The sequence below is a fragment of the Exiguobacterium sp. TDN 0502 genome, assembly GCF_050846835.1.
Lineage (GTDB): Bacteria > Bacillota > Bacilli > Exiguobacteriales > Exiguobacteriaceae > Exiguobacterium_A.
Genome location: NZ_JBOZGJ010000016.1, coordinates 1 through 15,337, shown reverse-complemented (window position 1 = coordinate 15,337; position 15,337 = coordinate 1). Strand labels below are relative to the sequence as shown.

The window sequence follows — 15,337 nt, the reverse complement described above, 5'->3', positions numbered from 1 at the left end:
TAATAGTTTAAAGCGCGACGTTTTAAAATTCAAGCGTCATCGCAAAATCGCTGGGAAAAGGACTTTTTTCCGAAGCACTTCATATATTCCCTGCGGTGTGATCCGGACGTACGGCAAGTGGGTCGAGGCCAGGAATAGCAGTGTATAGACGGGATCTTCAAACGCATATCCACGGGCAAACAAGGCTTCGCGTAACGCTGTTTCTTGGGTAATCAAATCCTCAAGTGGTAGATCTGATGTCTGCCCCATCAAGGTCAACGGAACTTCAGCGATGACTTCCCCGTCCTCGACGAGAACGATTCCGCCACCGAACGCTTTCATGCGATCAAACGCGACTTGCATGTCTCGTTTCGACTTCCCGATCATCAGAATATCGCCGCTGATTGAATACGAACTGACGAGACCGCCGACTTCTGTCGCAAAGTTCTTCAGAACGGTATTTAAGCGCCACTTTCCTTCCCGGTCGAGTAACATCAAAAACGATTCATCACAACCTGCCGGTAACACAGGCACACTCGTATCGTGTTCGACCTGATAGAGTTTCATGATGACGGAATTGACCATCTCAAGACCAACCGGCATACTAAATGAAAAATCCTGTTCCGTTAAGGAAACCTGGACTTCCGAGCGCGGCATGAGGGCATAGACAGCATCGAGCGCTTCTGCCGGATAACAAGGGATGTCGGCTTGACGGACCCAAGTGCCGCGTGCAAGGACGGCGACTGGTGTCGGAGCATCTTTTGCTTCGAGGAAGTTGAGATGGGCAATCCGTCCTGGTGCGATACTTCCGAGTAAATGATCGAGATTGAAATGACGGGCTGCATTGTACGACGCGATTCGGTACGCTTCTTCGACGGGAATACCCGCTTCAAGCATCAGTCGGATCGTCTCATCCATCATGCCCGCCTTATAGAAGGACGGCGTTGAACCATCTGTCGTCACGAGTACCTTATCGAACTGCGTCAACCCTGCTTCGACGAGCCCCTTAAAGATATCCGGTAGATCCGGACGAATCGATGAATAACGAATCGTCGTCGTATAACCAAGTTCAAGACGTGTCATCGCCTCTTCGACCGTCATCGCTTCATGATCACTCGTTACGCCGTATAACGCCATCTTCGTCAGCGTCTTCGCTGAAGCCCCAGGAAAATGACCTTCGATCGGTTTTCCGAGTTTGATCGCATCCTGCATCCAGTGAAGCAGTTCATCGTCTCCTTGTGAGAGACGTGGCCAGCCCGTCAACTCACCCGCTTGGATGACTTGTGGATGCTTGAGCCACGCTTGAATCCGGCGATTATCGATTGAGATACTGTCGGCATCAAGCTCGGTCTGTGCGTCGAGTCGTGCCCACCAGTACATCGAGGTCGGTAAGTCTGCTAGCGCCTCGACTTGAGCAAACGCTTGCTCCGTCGGCTCTAATAATAGCAACATGTTGTCGTTGACGAGCGTCGATGTTCCCCGCTCCGCCGCGAATTTCGCAAGACTCGCTGGATTGTAAAGTTGGAACGGATGGGCATGGGGTTCAATGTAACCGGGTACGATATATTGACCTGTTGCGTCATGGTACGCATCGGCTTGTTCCGGCATCTCTGGACCGACATAGACGATCCGGTCGCCACTAATCCAGATGTTCGCCGTCCGCCAGGCTTTGACACCATGATTCAGGTAAGTGGCATTCTGTATGACAAGTGTCGGTGCAAGCTTTCCGCTGATGACCGCTTGGTGTGTCCGTACTTCAGATTTCGTCCAAGGGGATCTTCCACAATTTTTTTTCACGAAAGCTCGACCTCCTTTGTTTTATTGAAAACGCTTTCTTATAGTTCTTATACTAAAATGTTGCTAAGTAAGTTTCAAGAAGTTTTGCCCTGTTCCGGATTCATTTGGTCAAAATAACACAAATTCGCCATGGAAGACAAATCTTTTCGTGCACTTCGCCAAAAAACAAAAAACCAGACGCAACTCTTTCGAGCACGTCTGGTTCAGATATTACGATTCGTATGAGGTACGAAAGGCTTTTTGCGCGATATCGGTCCGGTAAAAGAACGGCTGATCCGTCACGTCTGGTAAGTTAGCATAGACCTGTTCGACCGCTTGCTCGATTGTCTCAGCACGGCTGACACAAACGAGAACACGTCCACCTGCTGAGACAAGTTGATCGTCTCGTTCTGCCGTTCCGGCATGAAAGACGAGAAGACCGTCCCCGATCTGATCAAGTGGAATCGCTTGTCCCGTTTGAGGCGCTTCCGGATATCCTTTTGCTGCGACGACGACACCGACAGCTGCTTGGTCCGTCCAAGCGACTTCTGGTATCTGTCCGTCCATCAGCGGCATGATGACATCAAGTAATGGTGTCTCTAAGCGTGGAAGAATGACTTCCGTCTCCGGATCACCGAACCGGGCATTGAACTCGATGACGAATGGTCCTTGTTTCGTCAGCATCAGACCGGCATAGAGGAAACCGGTGAACGGAATGCCTTCACTAGCCATCTGATCGACGAGTGGCTGAATGATGCGTTCAACAGCTTCTGTCGTCAACGCAGCCTCATCCCACTGAGGAAGCGGAGAATACGCCCCCATTCCTCCTGTGTTCGGACCTAAGTCACCATCAAACGCCCGTTTATGATCTTGTGATAACACCATTGGGATGACGGTCTCTTCGTGAACGAATGCCATCAACGAACACTCTTCCCCGACCAGACACTCTTCGATGACGACACGGCTTTGTTGTCCGTATTCCCCGGCAAACGTATCGTGGATCGCTTCAAGTGCCTGATCAATCGTTTCTGCGACCGTGACACCTTTTCCGGCAGCGAGACCGTCGGCTTTAATGACAATCGGTGCACCCGCTTTGCGAACATACGCTTCTGCCTCTGCTGCTGAAGTAAAGACGGCGTGAGCAGCGGTCGGAATACCGGCACGCGCCATCAATTCCTTCGCGAACTGCTTACTTCCCTCGATTGCCGCTGCTTCCCGTGTCGGACCAAAGATCTGCAGTCCCGCTGCCTGAAAGGCGTTAACGACTCCAAGAACAAGTGGTCCTTCTGGTCCAACGATTGTCCAATCAATCTGTTCGTCTTGTGCGAACGTTACGAGTTCATCGATGGCATCTTCGGCGATCGGAACACATGTGGCTTGTGTCATCCCGGCATTTCCGGGCGCAGCATACACTGTCTCGATCCGTTCATCCTGTGCCAGCTTCCAGACGAGCGCGTGTTCACGCCCTCCTTTACCAATCACCAATACCTTCATTCAAATCGCCTCCGCTTAGTGTTTGAAATGTCGAACGTTCGTAAAGACCATCGTGATGCCGTGTTGGTTACACGCATCAATCGACTCTTGATCGCGAATCGAGCCGCCTGGTTGAATGATTGCTGTAATGCCAGCTGCTGCTGCCGCTTCGACCGTATCGCCCATTGGGAAGAAGGCATCGGAAGCAAGGGACGCGCCGATCGCTTTTTCTCCAGCTTGCGTGATTGCAATGTTCGCTGAACCAACACGGTTCATCTGTCCTGCACCGACACCGACGGTTACTTCGTCTTTTGCAAGAACGATCGCATTCGACTTGACGTGTTTGACAGCGCGCCATGCGAGTTTCAAGTCTTCCCATTCCGCTGCTGTCGGTTTGCGGTCTGTCACGACACGTGCTGCTGCATCATCTAATGTCTCATCGTCACTGTCTTGGACGAGCATACCGCCGGCAACTGCTGTATAGCGGATCGCTTGGACACGTTTGACGTCGAGTTCAAGCAGACGAATGTTCTTTTTCGCTGACAATAAGGCGAAGGCTTCTTCCGTGAAGGACGGGGCAATGATGATCTCAAGGAAGATACCGCTTAGTTGTTCTGCTGTCTCTAGGTCGACTTCACGGTTCAAGGCGACGATGCCTCCGAAAATTGAAACCGGATCGGCTGCATGAGCGCGGCGGAATGCCTCTCCGATCGTTGGACCGACGGCAACACCACATGGGTTCATGTGTTTGACGACGACGGCTGCTGCTTCACGAAACTCGTCGAGAATTTCGAGTGCGGCGTTCGCATCTTGAATGTTGTTATACGACAACTCTTTACCGTGTAACTGTTTCGCTGAAGCGAGGGAAGCCCCACGGTAAATCGGTGTTTTATAAAAGGCTGCTTCTTGGTGTGGATTTTCTCCGTAACGGAGATCCTGGACTTTCTCAAGCGTGATCGTCAACTGGTCCGGGAACTTCTCGCCTGTTTGTGTCAAGAAATAATCCGCGATCAACGCATCGTACGCCGCTGTATGACGGAAAGCTTTCGCTGCAAGACGTTGGCGTGTCTCAAACGTTGTTCCACCTTCACGAACCTCAGCAACGACTGTTTCGTAATCAGCTGGATCGACGACGACCGTCACAGCCGCGTGGTTCTTCGCTGCAGATCGCAACATGCTTGGACCACCGATATCGATGTTCTCAATCGCATCCGCATACGCAACGTCTTCTTGTAAAACTGTCTGCTTGAACGGATACAAATTGACGACGACGAAATCAATTGGTTGAATCTGTTGCGCAGCCATCTGTTCGCGATGGGATTCAAGATCACGACGACCAAGTAGTCCACCGTGGACCATCGGATGAAGTGTCTTGACACGTCCATCAAGCATCTCTGGGAATTGTGTGACTTCACTGATACCAATGACCGGAAGCCCAGCTTCCTCTAATGCTTGATGTGTTCCGCCTGTCGAGACAAGCTCGATCCCTGCTTCATGAAACGCTCGTCCTAGTTCGACGATCCCTGTTTTATCCGACACACTAATTAACGCTCTCATACGTTTGCCTCCTCTTTCATCCACTCTTCGATGACTTGCGGATACAGTCTATGTTCGACACGCTGAATCGCTTGTTGCAACGTTTCACGCGTCATCTCTTCTGTAATCCGAACGGCTTCTTGAGCCATGATCGGTCCTGTGTCCATGCCTTCATCGACTATATGAATTGTAACACCTGTGATTTTAACTCCGCCACGAAACGCTTGTCCGATCGCATCTTTTCCCGGGAACGCCGGAAGCAGCGACGGATGAATGTTGACAATTCGCCCTGCGTATCGTCCGAGCAACTCTTCCCCGATCAAACGCATGTACCCGGCAAGGATGATCCGTTCAACACCTTTTGCTTCAAGACGAGCGATGATCTCCCGCTCAAAGCTCGGTTTATCCGGATAGTCCTTCGCCCGAAAGACGAAGACGTCACATCCGCGTCGTTTCGCTCGCTCGATGACTCCTGCGTCCGGTTGATCGCAGACGATTAGTTCGATCGAGGCATGTAACGCTCCTGCCTCGATTGCTTCAAAAAGTGCTTCGACATTACTACCGCTTCCTGATGCAAAACAGGCGATCTTCATGCGTCGACTCCTTGAATCCGGACACCTTCTTGATCGGTCACGTGACCAATCACGTACGCCGTCTCATTTTCACGAGCGAGGCGTGCTGTCACTTCCGCGACATCTTCCGGTTTGACGATCAACATGAAACCAATGCCCATATTGAAGACATTATACATATCATGTCGTGGCAAATCACCCGCTTGCTCGAGCCAGTCGAAGACTGGTAACGTCGGCCACTTTTTCGGGTCGAACGATGCGCCAAGACCTTCTGGCAAGACGCGTGGTACGTTCTCGTAGAAACCACCACCCGTAATATGGACCATCGCTTGAATCTTTTCCGTCTCAAGGGCAGCTTTGACCGCTTCGACGTAGATACGTGTTGGCATGAGGAGCGCATTACCAAGTGTATGACCGAGCATCATGACTTCATCTTCGTAGCTAAGACCACTCTCGGCGACAATTTTACGGACAAGTGAAAAGCCGTTCGAATGGACACCGGACGAAGCAAGACCGAGAATGACATCGCCTGCTGCGACCTTGTCACCGGTAATCAATTTTTGCTTCTCAACGGCACCGACGGCAAAACCAGCGATGTCGTATTCGCCATCCGCATACATCCCTGGCATTTCTGCCGTCTCACCACCAATCAACGTACAGCCCGCTTGGACACATCCTTCAGCAACACCGGCGACGATCCGTTCGATCTTCGCTGGAATCGCCTGACCGAGCGCGATGTAGTCGAGAAAATAAAGCGGTTCTGCACCTTGGACGATGATATCGTTCACACACATCGCAACACAGTCGATTCCGATCGTATCGTGTTGTTCGAGTGCGAAGGCAAGCTTGAGTTTCGTACCGACCCCGTCTGTCCCACTGACGAGGACCGGTTCTTTCAACTGCAATTGGCTGAGGTCGAACATCGCACCAAAGCTACCGAGTCCCGTCAATACTTCTTTGCGCATCGAACGGGCGACGTGTTTTTTCATTCGGGTGACGGACTCATATCCTGCTGTCAGACTCACACCTGCTGCTTCGTAATGTTTGCTCATGTTCTTCCCCCATCTATCAAAGTTTAGCTTCTAACTCGAGCGAACCGAGCGGTGTCGGATACTCTCCTGTGAAGCAAGCGGTACATTGTCCTTTTAACGGTCCATCGAACGGGCGATCGATGGCATCGACCATGCCCGGTACAGTCAAGAATTCAAGTGAATCCGCACCGATTTCCTGACGGATTTCTTCCGGCATCAACCGGGCAGAAATCAGTTCTTCCTTCGATGAAGTATCAATCCCGTAATAACATGGATTCGTAATCGGTGGTGCCGTGATGCGGACGTGGACTTCCGTCGCACCCGCTTCCCGTAACAAACCGACGATACGACGACTCGTCGTTCCCCGGACGATTGAATCATCGACCATGATGACACGCTTTCCTTGTACGACACCGCGTAACGCAGACAACTTCATTTTGACCCCACGTTCCCGTAACTCTTGTGACGGCTGGATGAACGTCCGTCCGACATACCGATTCTTGATCAATCCCATTTCATATGGAATACCACTCGCTTCCGCGTAACCGATCGCTGCCGAAATACTTGAATCCGGCACTCCGGTAACGACGTCTGCTTCGACCGGTGCTTCTTCATACATCTTTTTCCCAAGTGCTTTGCGAGCTGTATGGACGTTGACGCCATCAATGATTGAATCCGGACGTGAGAAGTAGATGTATTCCATCGAACACATCGCCCGTTCACGTGGTTCCATGTATTGACGAGACGACATGCCGTGTTCTGTGATCGTTACGAGCTCCCCTGGCTCGATATCACGAATGAACTCCGCGCCGACGATATCAAAGGCACATGTCTCTGACGCGAATACGATGCCGCCGTCCGGTGTCTTCCCGAGTGACAGTGGACGCAACCCGTGTGGATCAACCGCCACGAATAACGTGTCTTCCGTTAAGAAAAGAAAAGCGAATGCCCCGACGAGACGCGCGAGACTGTCAGCAATCCGGTCTTCGAGTGTCTCGAGCTTACTGCGTTTAACGAGATGGGCGACGACTTCCGTATCACTCGTCGTCTGAAAGATGGCACCCTCTGCTTCTAACAGGTGCTTCAGTGAATCGGCGTTGACGAGGTTTCCGTTATGTGCGAGGGCGAGATCTCCCGTCCGCGATTTGAAATGCAGCGGTTGGGTATTCTCAAGCGTGTTTCCTCCTGCTGTCGAATACCGGACATGTCCGATTGCATGATGTCCTTTCAGATTCGTCAGTGTCTCTTCCGAAAAGACTTCCGTTACGAGTCCTTGCCCGCGGTGCGGGAAGAGGTCGTCACCGTCACTCGTGACGATGCCTGCCCCTTCCTGTCCCCGATGTTGCAAACTATGCAAGCCGTAGTAAGCGAGTTGCGCTGCATTCGGTTGTCCGAAGATCCCGAAGACGCCACACTCCTCATTTAGTCCTTTGATGTCATATAACACGCGATTGCTCCTTCCCAGTCTCCCTGTAAGGTCGAACGGTCTGCTTCGATCCGCGTCTCTGCCGTTTCGATGACAAGAAGCTCATCGTTCGTGACGACACCGATCGATTGAGCACCGGTCCGTTGTTCGAATGCTGCAACGTGCGTTTGTGGCACAGTGACGACGAAACGTGATTGCGATTCACTGAACAGATGTAACGTTGGTCCATCAAACTGAACCGTCAACCCAAAGTTCGTTCCAAACGTCATCTCAGCGAGGGCGATTGCGAGACCACCTTCTGATACATCATGCATCGCATTGACTTCACCTGCTTGTACTGCCTGCTGTAACAATTGTAAGCGTGCGTGTTCGACGGCTAAATCGATCTGTGGTGCGCGACCGAACGATTTACCGAATTGCATATATTGAAGCTCACTGCCACCAAACTCGGCTGTCGTTTTGCCTAACAGATAGATCTGGTCACCTGCTTGTTTGACGTGTTGCGTTGTGATCCATTCCGTTTGCTCGTGTAAGCCAACCATTCCGACGACCGGTGTCGGGTGAACCGCTTGACCAGCTGACTCATTGTAGAGCGAGACATTTCCACCGATAACAGGTGTCTCAAGGACACGACATGCTTCTGCCATACCAGCTGTTGCTTGTTGCAACTGCCAGAAGCCTTCTGGTTTATCCGGATTTCCGAAGTTCAGACAATCCGTGATGGCGAGTGGTGTCGCCCCACTCGCGACGATATTACGGGCTGCTTCTGCAACGGCAATCTGTCCACCGACGTATGGGTCCAAGTAGACGAAGCGGCTGTTGCAGTCGGTCGTCATGGCGAGTGCCTTGTTCGTACCGCGGACACGGATGACGGCTGCATCTGATCCCGGTGCGACGACCGTCGATGTCTGGACCATATGATCGTACTGATCGTAGACCCAGCGTTTTGAAGCGATCGTCGGCTGACGGAGTAGTGCTCGCCATGTCTCAACAACGTCCTCGACGACTGGAAGCGTCTCTTCCATCGCTTGAAATTCTTCATAATAAGCAGGAACGCGAGATGGTTTTTCATAAACTGGTGCTTCTTCCGCTAACGCGTCAACCGGAACTTCCGCCACGATATCCCCATGATGGATCAACCGTAAGACTTTCTCTTCAATGACTTCTCCGACGTGAACGGCATGGAGCCCCCATTTGCTGACGATTGCTTCAATCTCTGCTTCGCGCCCCCGTTTGACGACGAGTAACATTCGCTCTTGTGATTCTGAGAGCATCATTTCGTATGCTGTCATCCCTGTCTCCCGTTGCGGGACGTCATCGAGGTGCATCTCGATGCCCATGCCTGCTTTTGAAGCCATCTCTGCTGAAGAAGATGTTAGTCCAGCAGCGCCCATATCCTGCATCCCGACCAATGCTGGATGACCAACGATCTCAAGACAAGCTTCAATCAATAGCTTCTCCATGAATGGATCACCGACTTGAACAGCTGGACGTTTTGCTTCCGTATCTTCTCCGAGATCTTCCGAGGCGAACGTCGCACCATGAATACCATCGCGCCCAGTAGCTGCACCGACGTACATGACTGAGTTCCCGACACCTTTTGCCTGACCTTTTTGAATATCGGCATGGTTGATCAGACCGATACACATCGCGTTGACGAGTGGATTGCCTTCATACGAACGATCAAATCCAATCTCTCCACCAATTGTCGGGATCCCGACACAGTTACCGTAACCGGCGATTCCGGCGACGACTTGTTCGAACAGTTGATTGACACGCGGTGTACCAAGATGACCGAAACGGAGCGAGTTCATGAGCGCGACCGGACGTGCACCCATCGAGAAGATGTCGCGAATGATTCCGCCGACGCCTGTCGCAGCGCCTTGGTACGGTTCAACGGCTGATGGGTGATTGTGGCTTTCAATCTTAAAAACGACAGCCTGCTCATCGCCAATATCAACGACACCTGCTCCTTCCCCCGGACCCTGCAAGACACGTGGTCCAGTCGTCGGGAATTGACGGAGGACAGGTTTTGACGTTTTGTACGAACAATGCTCGGACCACATGACTGAGAACAATCCCGTTTCCGTGTAGTTCGGTTGGCGTCCGAGTAAATCGACGACCATCTGGTACTCTGTATCACTTAAGCCCATCGTGGCATAGACGCGTTGCTCTTGAATCAATTCTGGTGTTGGTTCAGACTGTTGTTTTAGCATGATGTGCCCCCTGTTTGACGAGTGAAGTAAAGAGTTTTAGTCCATCTGTTCCGCCGGTCAAGAGTTCGACCGCTCGTTCCGGGTGTGGCATCATCCCGAGAACGTTGCCGGCTTTGTTCGTGATCCCGGCGATATCACCGCGCGAGCCGTTCGGGTTATCGACATATGTGAAGGCGATTTGCCCGTTTGTTTGCAGCATCGCGTAAGTCGCATCGTCGCAGTAGTAGTTTCCTTCACCGTGCGCGATCGGAATCGAGATCGTCTCGCCTGGCGTATAATCCGACGTAAACCGTGTCTTCGTATTCTCAACCTTTAGTTCAACCGTCCGGCACATGAACTTCAGACCGTTGTTTCGATGCAAGACACCTGGTAAGAGTCCCGCTTCGACAAGAATCTGGAATCCATTACACACTCCGAGGACTGTTTTCCCTTCTGCCGCGAAGCGTTTGACTTCTTCCATGATTGGTGAGAAGCGCGCGATCGCGCCGCAACGAAGGTAATCTCCGTAAGAGAATCCGCCCGGCAGTAGGACGCCGTCGTAGCCTTCAAGTGATGTTTCGGTATGGAAGACATATTCCGCTTCTTCTCCGAGCGCATCCTTGACCGCATGGTACATATCTAAATCACAGTTCGATCCCGGAAAGACGATGACCGCGAACTTCATGCTGGCGTCACCTCTTCGATCGTAATCTGGTAGTCTTCCATCACTGTGTTGACGAGTAGTTTTTGACACATCTCATGAATCATCGCTTCTGTCGTTTCCGTTTCAACGAGCAGTTCAATCTGTTTTCCGATTCGGACACTCTCGACACCCGTAAAACCAAGCTGTTGCAATCCGCCTTTTACAGCAACTCCTTGTGGATCTAAAATGCTTTCCCGTAATGCGATCGATACGATGACTTTTTTCATTGTGTGTTTCCCCCTAGGCGATTGAATAGTGTTTGGTAAGTCTCTGTCAGTGAACCGATATTACGACGGAAGACATCTTTATCGAGATGTTCTCCTGTCGCCTGATCCCACAGCCGGCATGTATCGGGTGAAATCTCATCAGCCAGTAAAATCGTTCCGTCTGCCGTCTTGCCGTATTCCAGTTTAAAATCAATCAACGTGATTCCGTTCTGACGGAAGTAAGGTTGGAGTACTTCATTCACGCGAAGTGCTTTATCCGACAGCTCTTCTAGCTCTTTTGAAGTCGCAATCTTCAGTAAATTGATGTGTGATGAGGTGACGAGCGGATCGCCTAACGTATCATCTTTATAGTAGAACTCAACGATTGGTGTTTCGAGCACCGTACCTTCTTCGATACCGAGCCGTTTACTCAAGCTCCCCGCGACGACGTTTCGGACGACGACTTCGAGTGGAATGATAGTGACACGACGTACGAGCTGTTCGCGCTCCGAGACACGTTCAATGAAATGTGTCGGAATGCCCGCTTGTTCGAGGATTTCAAAAAAATGACTCGTCAATCGGTTGTTTAATTCGCCTTTTCCAGCAAAGACTTCTTTTTTCTCGCCGTTGAATGCCGTGGCTTCGTCTTTATAGACGATCCGGAGCACATCCTGCTCCTGCGTCGTGTACAATCGTTTTGCTTTTCCTTCATAAAGTGGTTGCATCGCTTTCGTCCCCCATGATCCTAAGATGTAGACGGGGCATGTGCCCCGTCTCAGGTTGATTAGTTCAAGCCACACCGTTCAAAGATTTCATCGACGCGACTCGTATGGTACGTCGGATCGAAACACGCATCAAGCTCTTCTTCTGTGAAAAGCTGTTGAATCTCTTCTTCTTGCCACAATAAGTCACGGAACATGATTTGTTCTTCCCACGCCTGCATCGCACGCGGTTGAACGAAATCATACGCCGATTCACGCGACCAGCCTTTTTCGATTAAAGCGAGTAAGACATGTCCCGAGAAGATGACCCCGAACGTCCGGTCCATGTTCCGCTTCATGTTGTCCGGGAAGACCGTCAAGTTCTTCACGATGTTTCCGAAACGGTTCAACATATAGTTGAGTAGTCCTGTCGCATCGGGAAGAATGATGCGTTCTGCCGAAGAATGCGAGATATCCCGTTCGTGCCAGAGTGAGACGTTCTCGTACGCCGTCACCATGTGTCCACGGATGACTCGGGCAAGACCTGTCATGTTCTCTGAACCGATTGGATTCCGCTTGTGCGGCATCGCCGATGATCCTTTTTGACCTTTAGCGAAGAATTCTTCGACTTCACGTGTCTCCGTCTTTTGCAGACCCCGGATTTCCGTTGCCATCTTTTCGATCGATGTCGCGATCAGAGCAATCGTCGACATATAGTGTGCATGACGATCACGTTGTAACGTTTGCGTTGAGACCGGAGCCGGCTTTGTTCCTAACTTTTCGCAGACATACTTTTCAATGAATGGGTCGATGTTCGCGAATGTTCCGACGGCACCTGACATCTTGCCGTATTCGACCGTCTCACGTGCTGCTTCGAAACGGACTTTGTTTCGTTTCATCTCTTCATACCAAAGCGCTAGTTTCAGACCGAACGTCGTCGGCTCTGCATGTACGCCATGTGTGCGTCCCATCATGACCGTATATTTATGTTCGTTCGCTTTGACTTTTAAGATGTCGATGAATCGATCGAGATCTGCAGCGAGAATGTCATTTGCTTGCTTCAACAGATACGAGAGTGCTGTATCGACGACGTCCGTTGACGTGAGTCCGTAATGGACCCATTTACGTTCTTCTCCAAGTGTCTCAGAGACAGCACGCGTGAAGGCGATGACATCATGACGTGTCTCTTGCTCGATCTCAAGGATGCGGTTGACATCAAAAGAGGCATTGTCCCAAAGCAACTGAACGTCCTCTTTCGGGATGACACCTAGTTCACTCCATGCTTCACATGCAAGAATCTCGACTTTTAACCAAGCCTCAAATTTGTTTTGTTCGGTCCAGATCGCTTTCATCTCAGGACGTGTATACCGTTCGATCATTGAACTGTCTCCTTCCATATCGACAGGCGTTCGACTTCTGCCAAAGCATCGTCGACAGTGTCCGCAAGAATGTTTAAATGCCCCATCTTGCGCCCTGTCTTGGCTTCTGCTTTTCCATATAAGTGAACTTTCGTCCGAGCGTTTAGTCTCGGCAGTTCCTCGTATAATGCTGTGACATGCTGACCCAGGATGTTCGCCATGACGACCGGTGTCGTCAGACGGGTATCACCGAGTGGGAGACCACTGATGGCACGGATATGTTGCTCGAATTGGGATGTTTCACAAGCATCGATCGAATAGTGACCCGAATTGTGTGGTCGTGGTGCTAGTTCATTGACGATTAGTCGAGAACCAACGACGAACAGCTCGATTGCTAGTGTACCGATTAACCCGACGGCATCCGCGATCGATTCGGCGAGCGCAATCGCTTCTTGTTCGAGCGATTCAGAAATCCGTGCCGGTACGATCGATAGATGCAAAATGTTTTCTCGATGTATGTTCTCACTGACCGGGAAGACATGAGTCTCTGTTGCGCTTCGAGTGACGATGACGGAAATTTCCTGATCAAACGGTAACCATTGTTCCGCGACATACTCTGTCGGTTCGAATCGTTCGATTGCCGCTTGAAACTGTTCTTCTGTCCGAATGACGGTCTGTCCTTTTCCGTCATAGCCGAATCGTGCCGTCTTCAAGACGAACGGTAACCCGAGTCGTTGCTTTGCTTCCTCTAAGTCAGAAGGACGTGTTACCGAGTAATAAGGAGCGACGGAGTGTCCGATGCGTTCAATCATCTCTTTTTCGCGTACCCGGTGTTGCGTTTGAAAAAGAAGATCTGTTCCATGAATCAGTTTTGTTCCGATTGCTTCAGCGACTTCCGTCGAGATGTTCTCGAATTCGTAGGTGACGACATCTGATTCAGCTGCGAGCTGTTTGGCTGCCTCGACATCCGTAAAGGGAGCTTGAATATGTTGGTCCGCCACTTGCGCACATGGTGCGTTGTCCGTTGGGTCGAGTGTCAGAATCTCAAAACCCATCTCACGGGCGGACAGTGCCATCATCCGACCAAGTTGACCGCCACCTAGTATCCCGATTCGTTTCATAACAGGTTTCCTCCAGATGCAATGACGTCTCCTTCTAGTTCGACTCGCATATGATCGAGCTTGCGGGCAAGTCGTTCATCTTGAATCGAAAGAATTTGAGCAGCTAGTAATCCGGCGTTTTTTGCACCTGCTTCTCCGATGGCAACCGTTGCGACCGGTACACCACCTGGCATTTGAACGATTGAGAGCAAGGAATCAATTCCTTGGAGCGCTCTACTCTTCACAGGAACACCGATGACGGGCAATGTCGTTTTAGCGGCGACCATGCCCGGTAGATGAGCAGCACCGCCTGCACCGGCAATGATGACCTTCAGTCCTCGTTCACGTGCTGATTCAGCATAACGAAACATCAGATCCGGTGTCCGGTGTGCGGAAACGACTTTCTTTTCGTAAGGAATCTCAAGTTGCTCCAACACATCGCATGTATGTTTCATCGTTTCCCAATCCGATTGACTTCCCATGATGACGCCGACTTCTACATTTCCCATCGCTGTTTCCTCCTTTATGCATAAAAAAAGCCCAAACCACGGCTAAAAGGGTGGCTTAGGGTATAAAAAGGTACGCCAAAGAAATATCGACGAACATCCATATACCCCATAGTCCAACGATTTAGGGTCGTTGGGTAGAAACTTGCAAGCCATATCCCTGCTATTATACGAGGTGTTTATATTCAATCATCCTGTCACGACTTCATCTTAACAAGTCCATCCCAAGGCGTCAACCAAAGGCGAACAATTTAATTTTCTGAAAATTTATCGTTCGGTTTTAAAAGGTGTTTTTCTGATTTCATTTAGTGTCCATTCGGAGTTTATTTCTTGGGAGGCATTAAATGAAATGAAGTATAAAAAAAAAGCATCGTCCGAATGAATCGGACGATGCTTGAGGAGTTATTCGCTTTCTTTCACTTTGCAATCGAAGACGATTTGCTGACGAATTGGATATGGTTCGCCATTCGCGTCTAATCCAAAGATCGGCTCTTCTCGTCGGACCGTCGGGCGGTATCCCATGGCATCGATACGATCCAGACAAGCACCAATCGTCTCGTTCTCTTCGACGGCTACGCGTAGTTTCGTTTTTTTCGCCATATCCCTGTTCAGTCCCTTCATTAAAGTGGATGCATGTCTTTCTACAAAAAGACACAAAAAAGCGGCGGCCCTTGAGCGTATGCTCCAGAACCACCGTTTGCCTGGCAACGTCCTATCCTCACAGGGGGAAGCCCCCAACTACTTTCGGCGTTCAAGTGCTTAACTTCCGTGTTCG

Annotated in this window: 14 protein-coding genes and 1 riboswitch; all 14 genes read right to left on the bottom strand. The window is 50.7% G+C overall.

Annotated elements, in window-relative coordinates:
- Positions 1-36: 36 nt before the first annotated feature.
- The 14 genes from ACRPK8_RS13880 to ACRPK8_RS13815 all read right to left on the bottom strand — a co-directional run bounded on the left by ACRPK8_RS13880 (position 37) and on the right by ACRPK8_RS13815 (position 15,162).
- Entirely contained in the window at positions 37-1,776 is a 1,740-nt protein-coding gene (locus ACRPK8_RS13880) for an adenine deaminase C-terminal domain-containing protein (protein WP_432238681.1), read from the bottom strand.
- Positions 1,777-1,986: 210 nt separating this feature from the next.
- Positions 1,987-3,249, bottom strand: a complete 1,263-nt coding sequence (purD, locus tag ACRPK8_RS13875) for a phosphoribosylamine--glycine ligase (RefSeq protein WP_432238680.1) — start codon at positions 3,247-3,249, stop codon at positions 1,987-1,989.
- A 15-nt stretch (positions 3,250-3,264) separates the two neighbouring features.
- Positions 3,265-4,785: a bifunctional phosphoribosylaminoimidazolecarboxamide formyltransferase/IMP cyclohydrolase gene (gene purH, locus ACRPK8_RS13870; protein ID WP_035412295.1), complete on the bottom strand. Its 1,521-nt coding sequence runs from the start codon at positions 4,783-4,785 to the stop codon at positions 3,265-3,267.
- The gene (purN, locus tag ACRPK8_RS13865; RefSeq protein WP_432238679.1) at positions 4,782-5,357 is read right to left on the bottom strand and encodes a phosphoribosylglycinamide formyltransferase; all 576 of its coding nucleotides are present in this window, start codon (positions 5,355-5,357) and stop codon (positions 4,782-4,784) included. The genes purH and purN overlap by 4 nt, the downstream gene beginning before the upstream one ends.
- Positions 5,354-6,388 (bottom strand): phosphoribosylformylglycinamidine cyclo-ligase, encoded by a 1,035-nt coding sequence (purM, locus tag ACRPK8_RS13860; protein WP_035412289.1) that lies wholly within the window; start codon positions 6,386-6,388, stop codon positions 5,354-5,356. Before purM ends, purN begins: the two co-directional genes overlap by 4 nt.
- Before the next feature lie 16 nt (positions 6,389-6,404).
- The gene (gene purF, locus ACRPK8_RS13855) at positions 6,405-7,814 is read right to left on the bottom strand and encodes an amidophosphoribosyltransferase (RefSeq protein ID WP_214861329.1); all 1,410 of its coding nucleotides are present in this window, start codon (positions 7,812-7,814) and stop codon (positions 6,405-6,407) included.
- The gene (gene purL, locus ACRPK8_RS13850) at positions 7,790-10,009 is read right to left on the bottom strand and encodes a phosphoribosylformylglycinamidine synthase subunit PurL (RefSeq protein WP_432238678.1); all 2,220 of its coding nucleotides are present in this window, start codon (positions 10,007-10,009) and stop codon (positions 7,790-7,792) included. The genes purF and purL overlap by 25 nt, the downstream gene beginning before the upstream one ends.
- Positions 9,990-10,673, bottom strand: a complete 684-nt coding sequence (purQ, locus tag ACRPK8_RS13845) for a phosphoribosylformylglycinamidine synthase subunit PurQ (RefSeq protein WP_053452344.1) — start codon at positions 10,671-10,673, stop codon at positions 9,990-9,992. Before purQ ends, purL begins: the two co-directional genes overlap by 20 nt.
- Positions 10,670-10,918, bottom strand: a complete 249-nt coding sequence (purS, locus tag ACRPK8_RS13840) for a phosphoribosylformylglycinamidine synthase subunit PurS (RefSeq protein WP_023467069.1) — start codon at positions 10,916-10,918, stop codon at positions 10,670-10,672. The genes purQ and purS overlap by 4 nt, the downstream gene beginning before the upstream one ends.
- A complete protein-coding gene (gene purC / locus ACRPK8_RS13835) occupies positions 10,915-11,622 on the bottom strand; it encodes a phosphoribosylaminoimidazolesuccinocarboxamide synthase (protein WP_432238677.1) in 708 nt (235 codons plus the stop codon). The genes purS and purC overlap by 4 nt, the downstream gene beginning before the upstream one ends.
- Positions 11,623-11,681: 59 nt before the next feature.
- The gene (gene purB / locus ACRPK8_RS13830; protein WP_432238676.1) at positions 11,682-12,977 is read right to left on the bottom strand and encodes an adenylosuccinate lyase; all 1,296 of its coding nucleotides are present in this window, start codon (positions 12,975-12,977) and stop codon (positions 11,682-11,684) included.
- Positions 12,974-14,077 (bottom strand): 5-(carboxyamino)imidazole ribonucleotide synthase, encoded by a 1,104-nt coding sequence (purK, locus tag ACRPK8_RS13825; protein ID WP_432238675.1) that lies wholly within the window; start codon positions 14,075-14,077, stop codon positions 12,974-12,976. Before purK ends, purB begins: the two co-directional genes overlap by 4 nt.
- The gene (purE, locus tag ACRPK8_RS13820) at positions 14,074-14,565 is read right to left on the bottom strand and encodes a 5-(carboxyamino)imidazole ribonucleotide mutase (protein ID WP_058704939.1); all 492 of its coding nucleotides are present in this window, start codon (positions 14,563-14,565) and stop codon (positions 14,074-14,076) included. The genes purK and purE overlap by 4 nt, the downstream gene beginning before the upstream one ends.
- 89 nt (positions 14,566-14,654) lie before the next feature.
- A riboswitch (purine riboswitch) is annotated at positions 14,655-14,756 on the bottom strand.
- Positions 14,757-14,964: 208 nt separating this feature from the next.
- Positions 14,965-15,162 carry an NETI motif-containing protein gene (locus ACRPK8_RS13815; protein WP_029340738.1) on the bottom strand — a complete coding sequence of 66 codons (198 nt, stop codon included), beginning with the start codon at positions 15,160-15,162 and terminating at the stop codon, positions 14,965-14,967.
- Between the last annotated feature and the right edge of the window lie 175 nt (positions 15,163-15,337).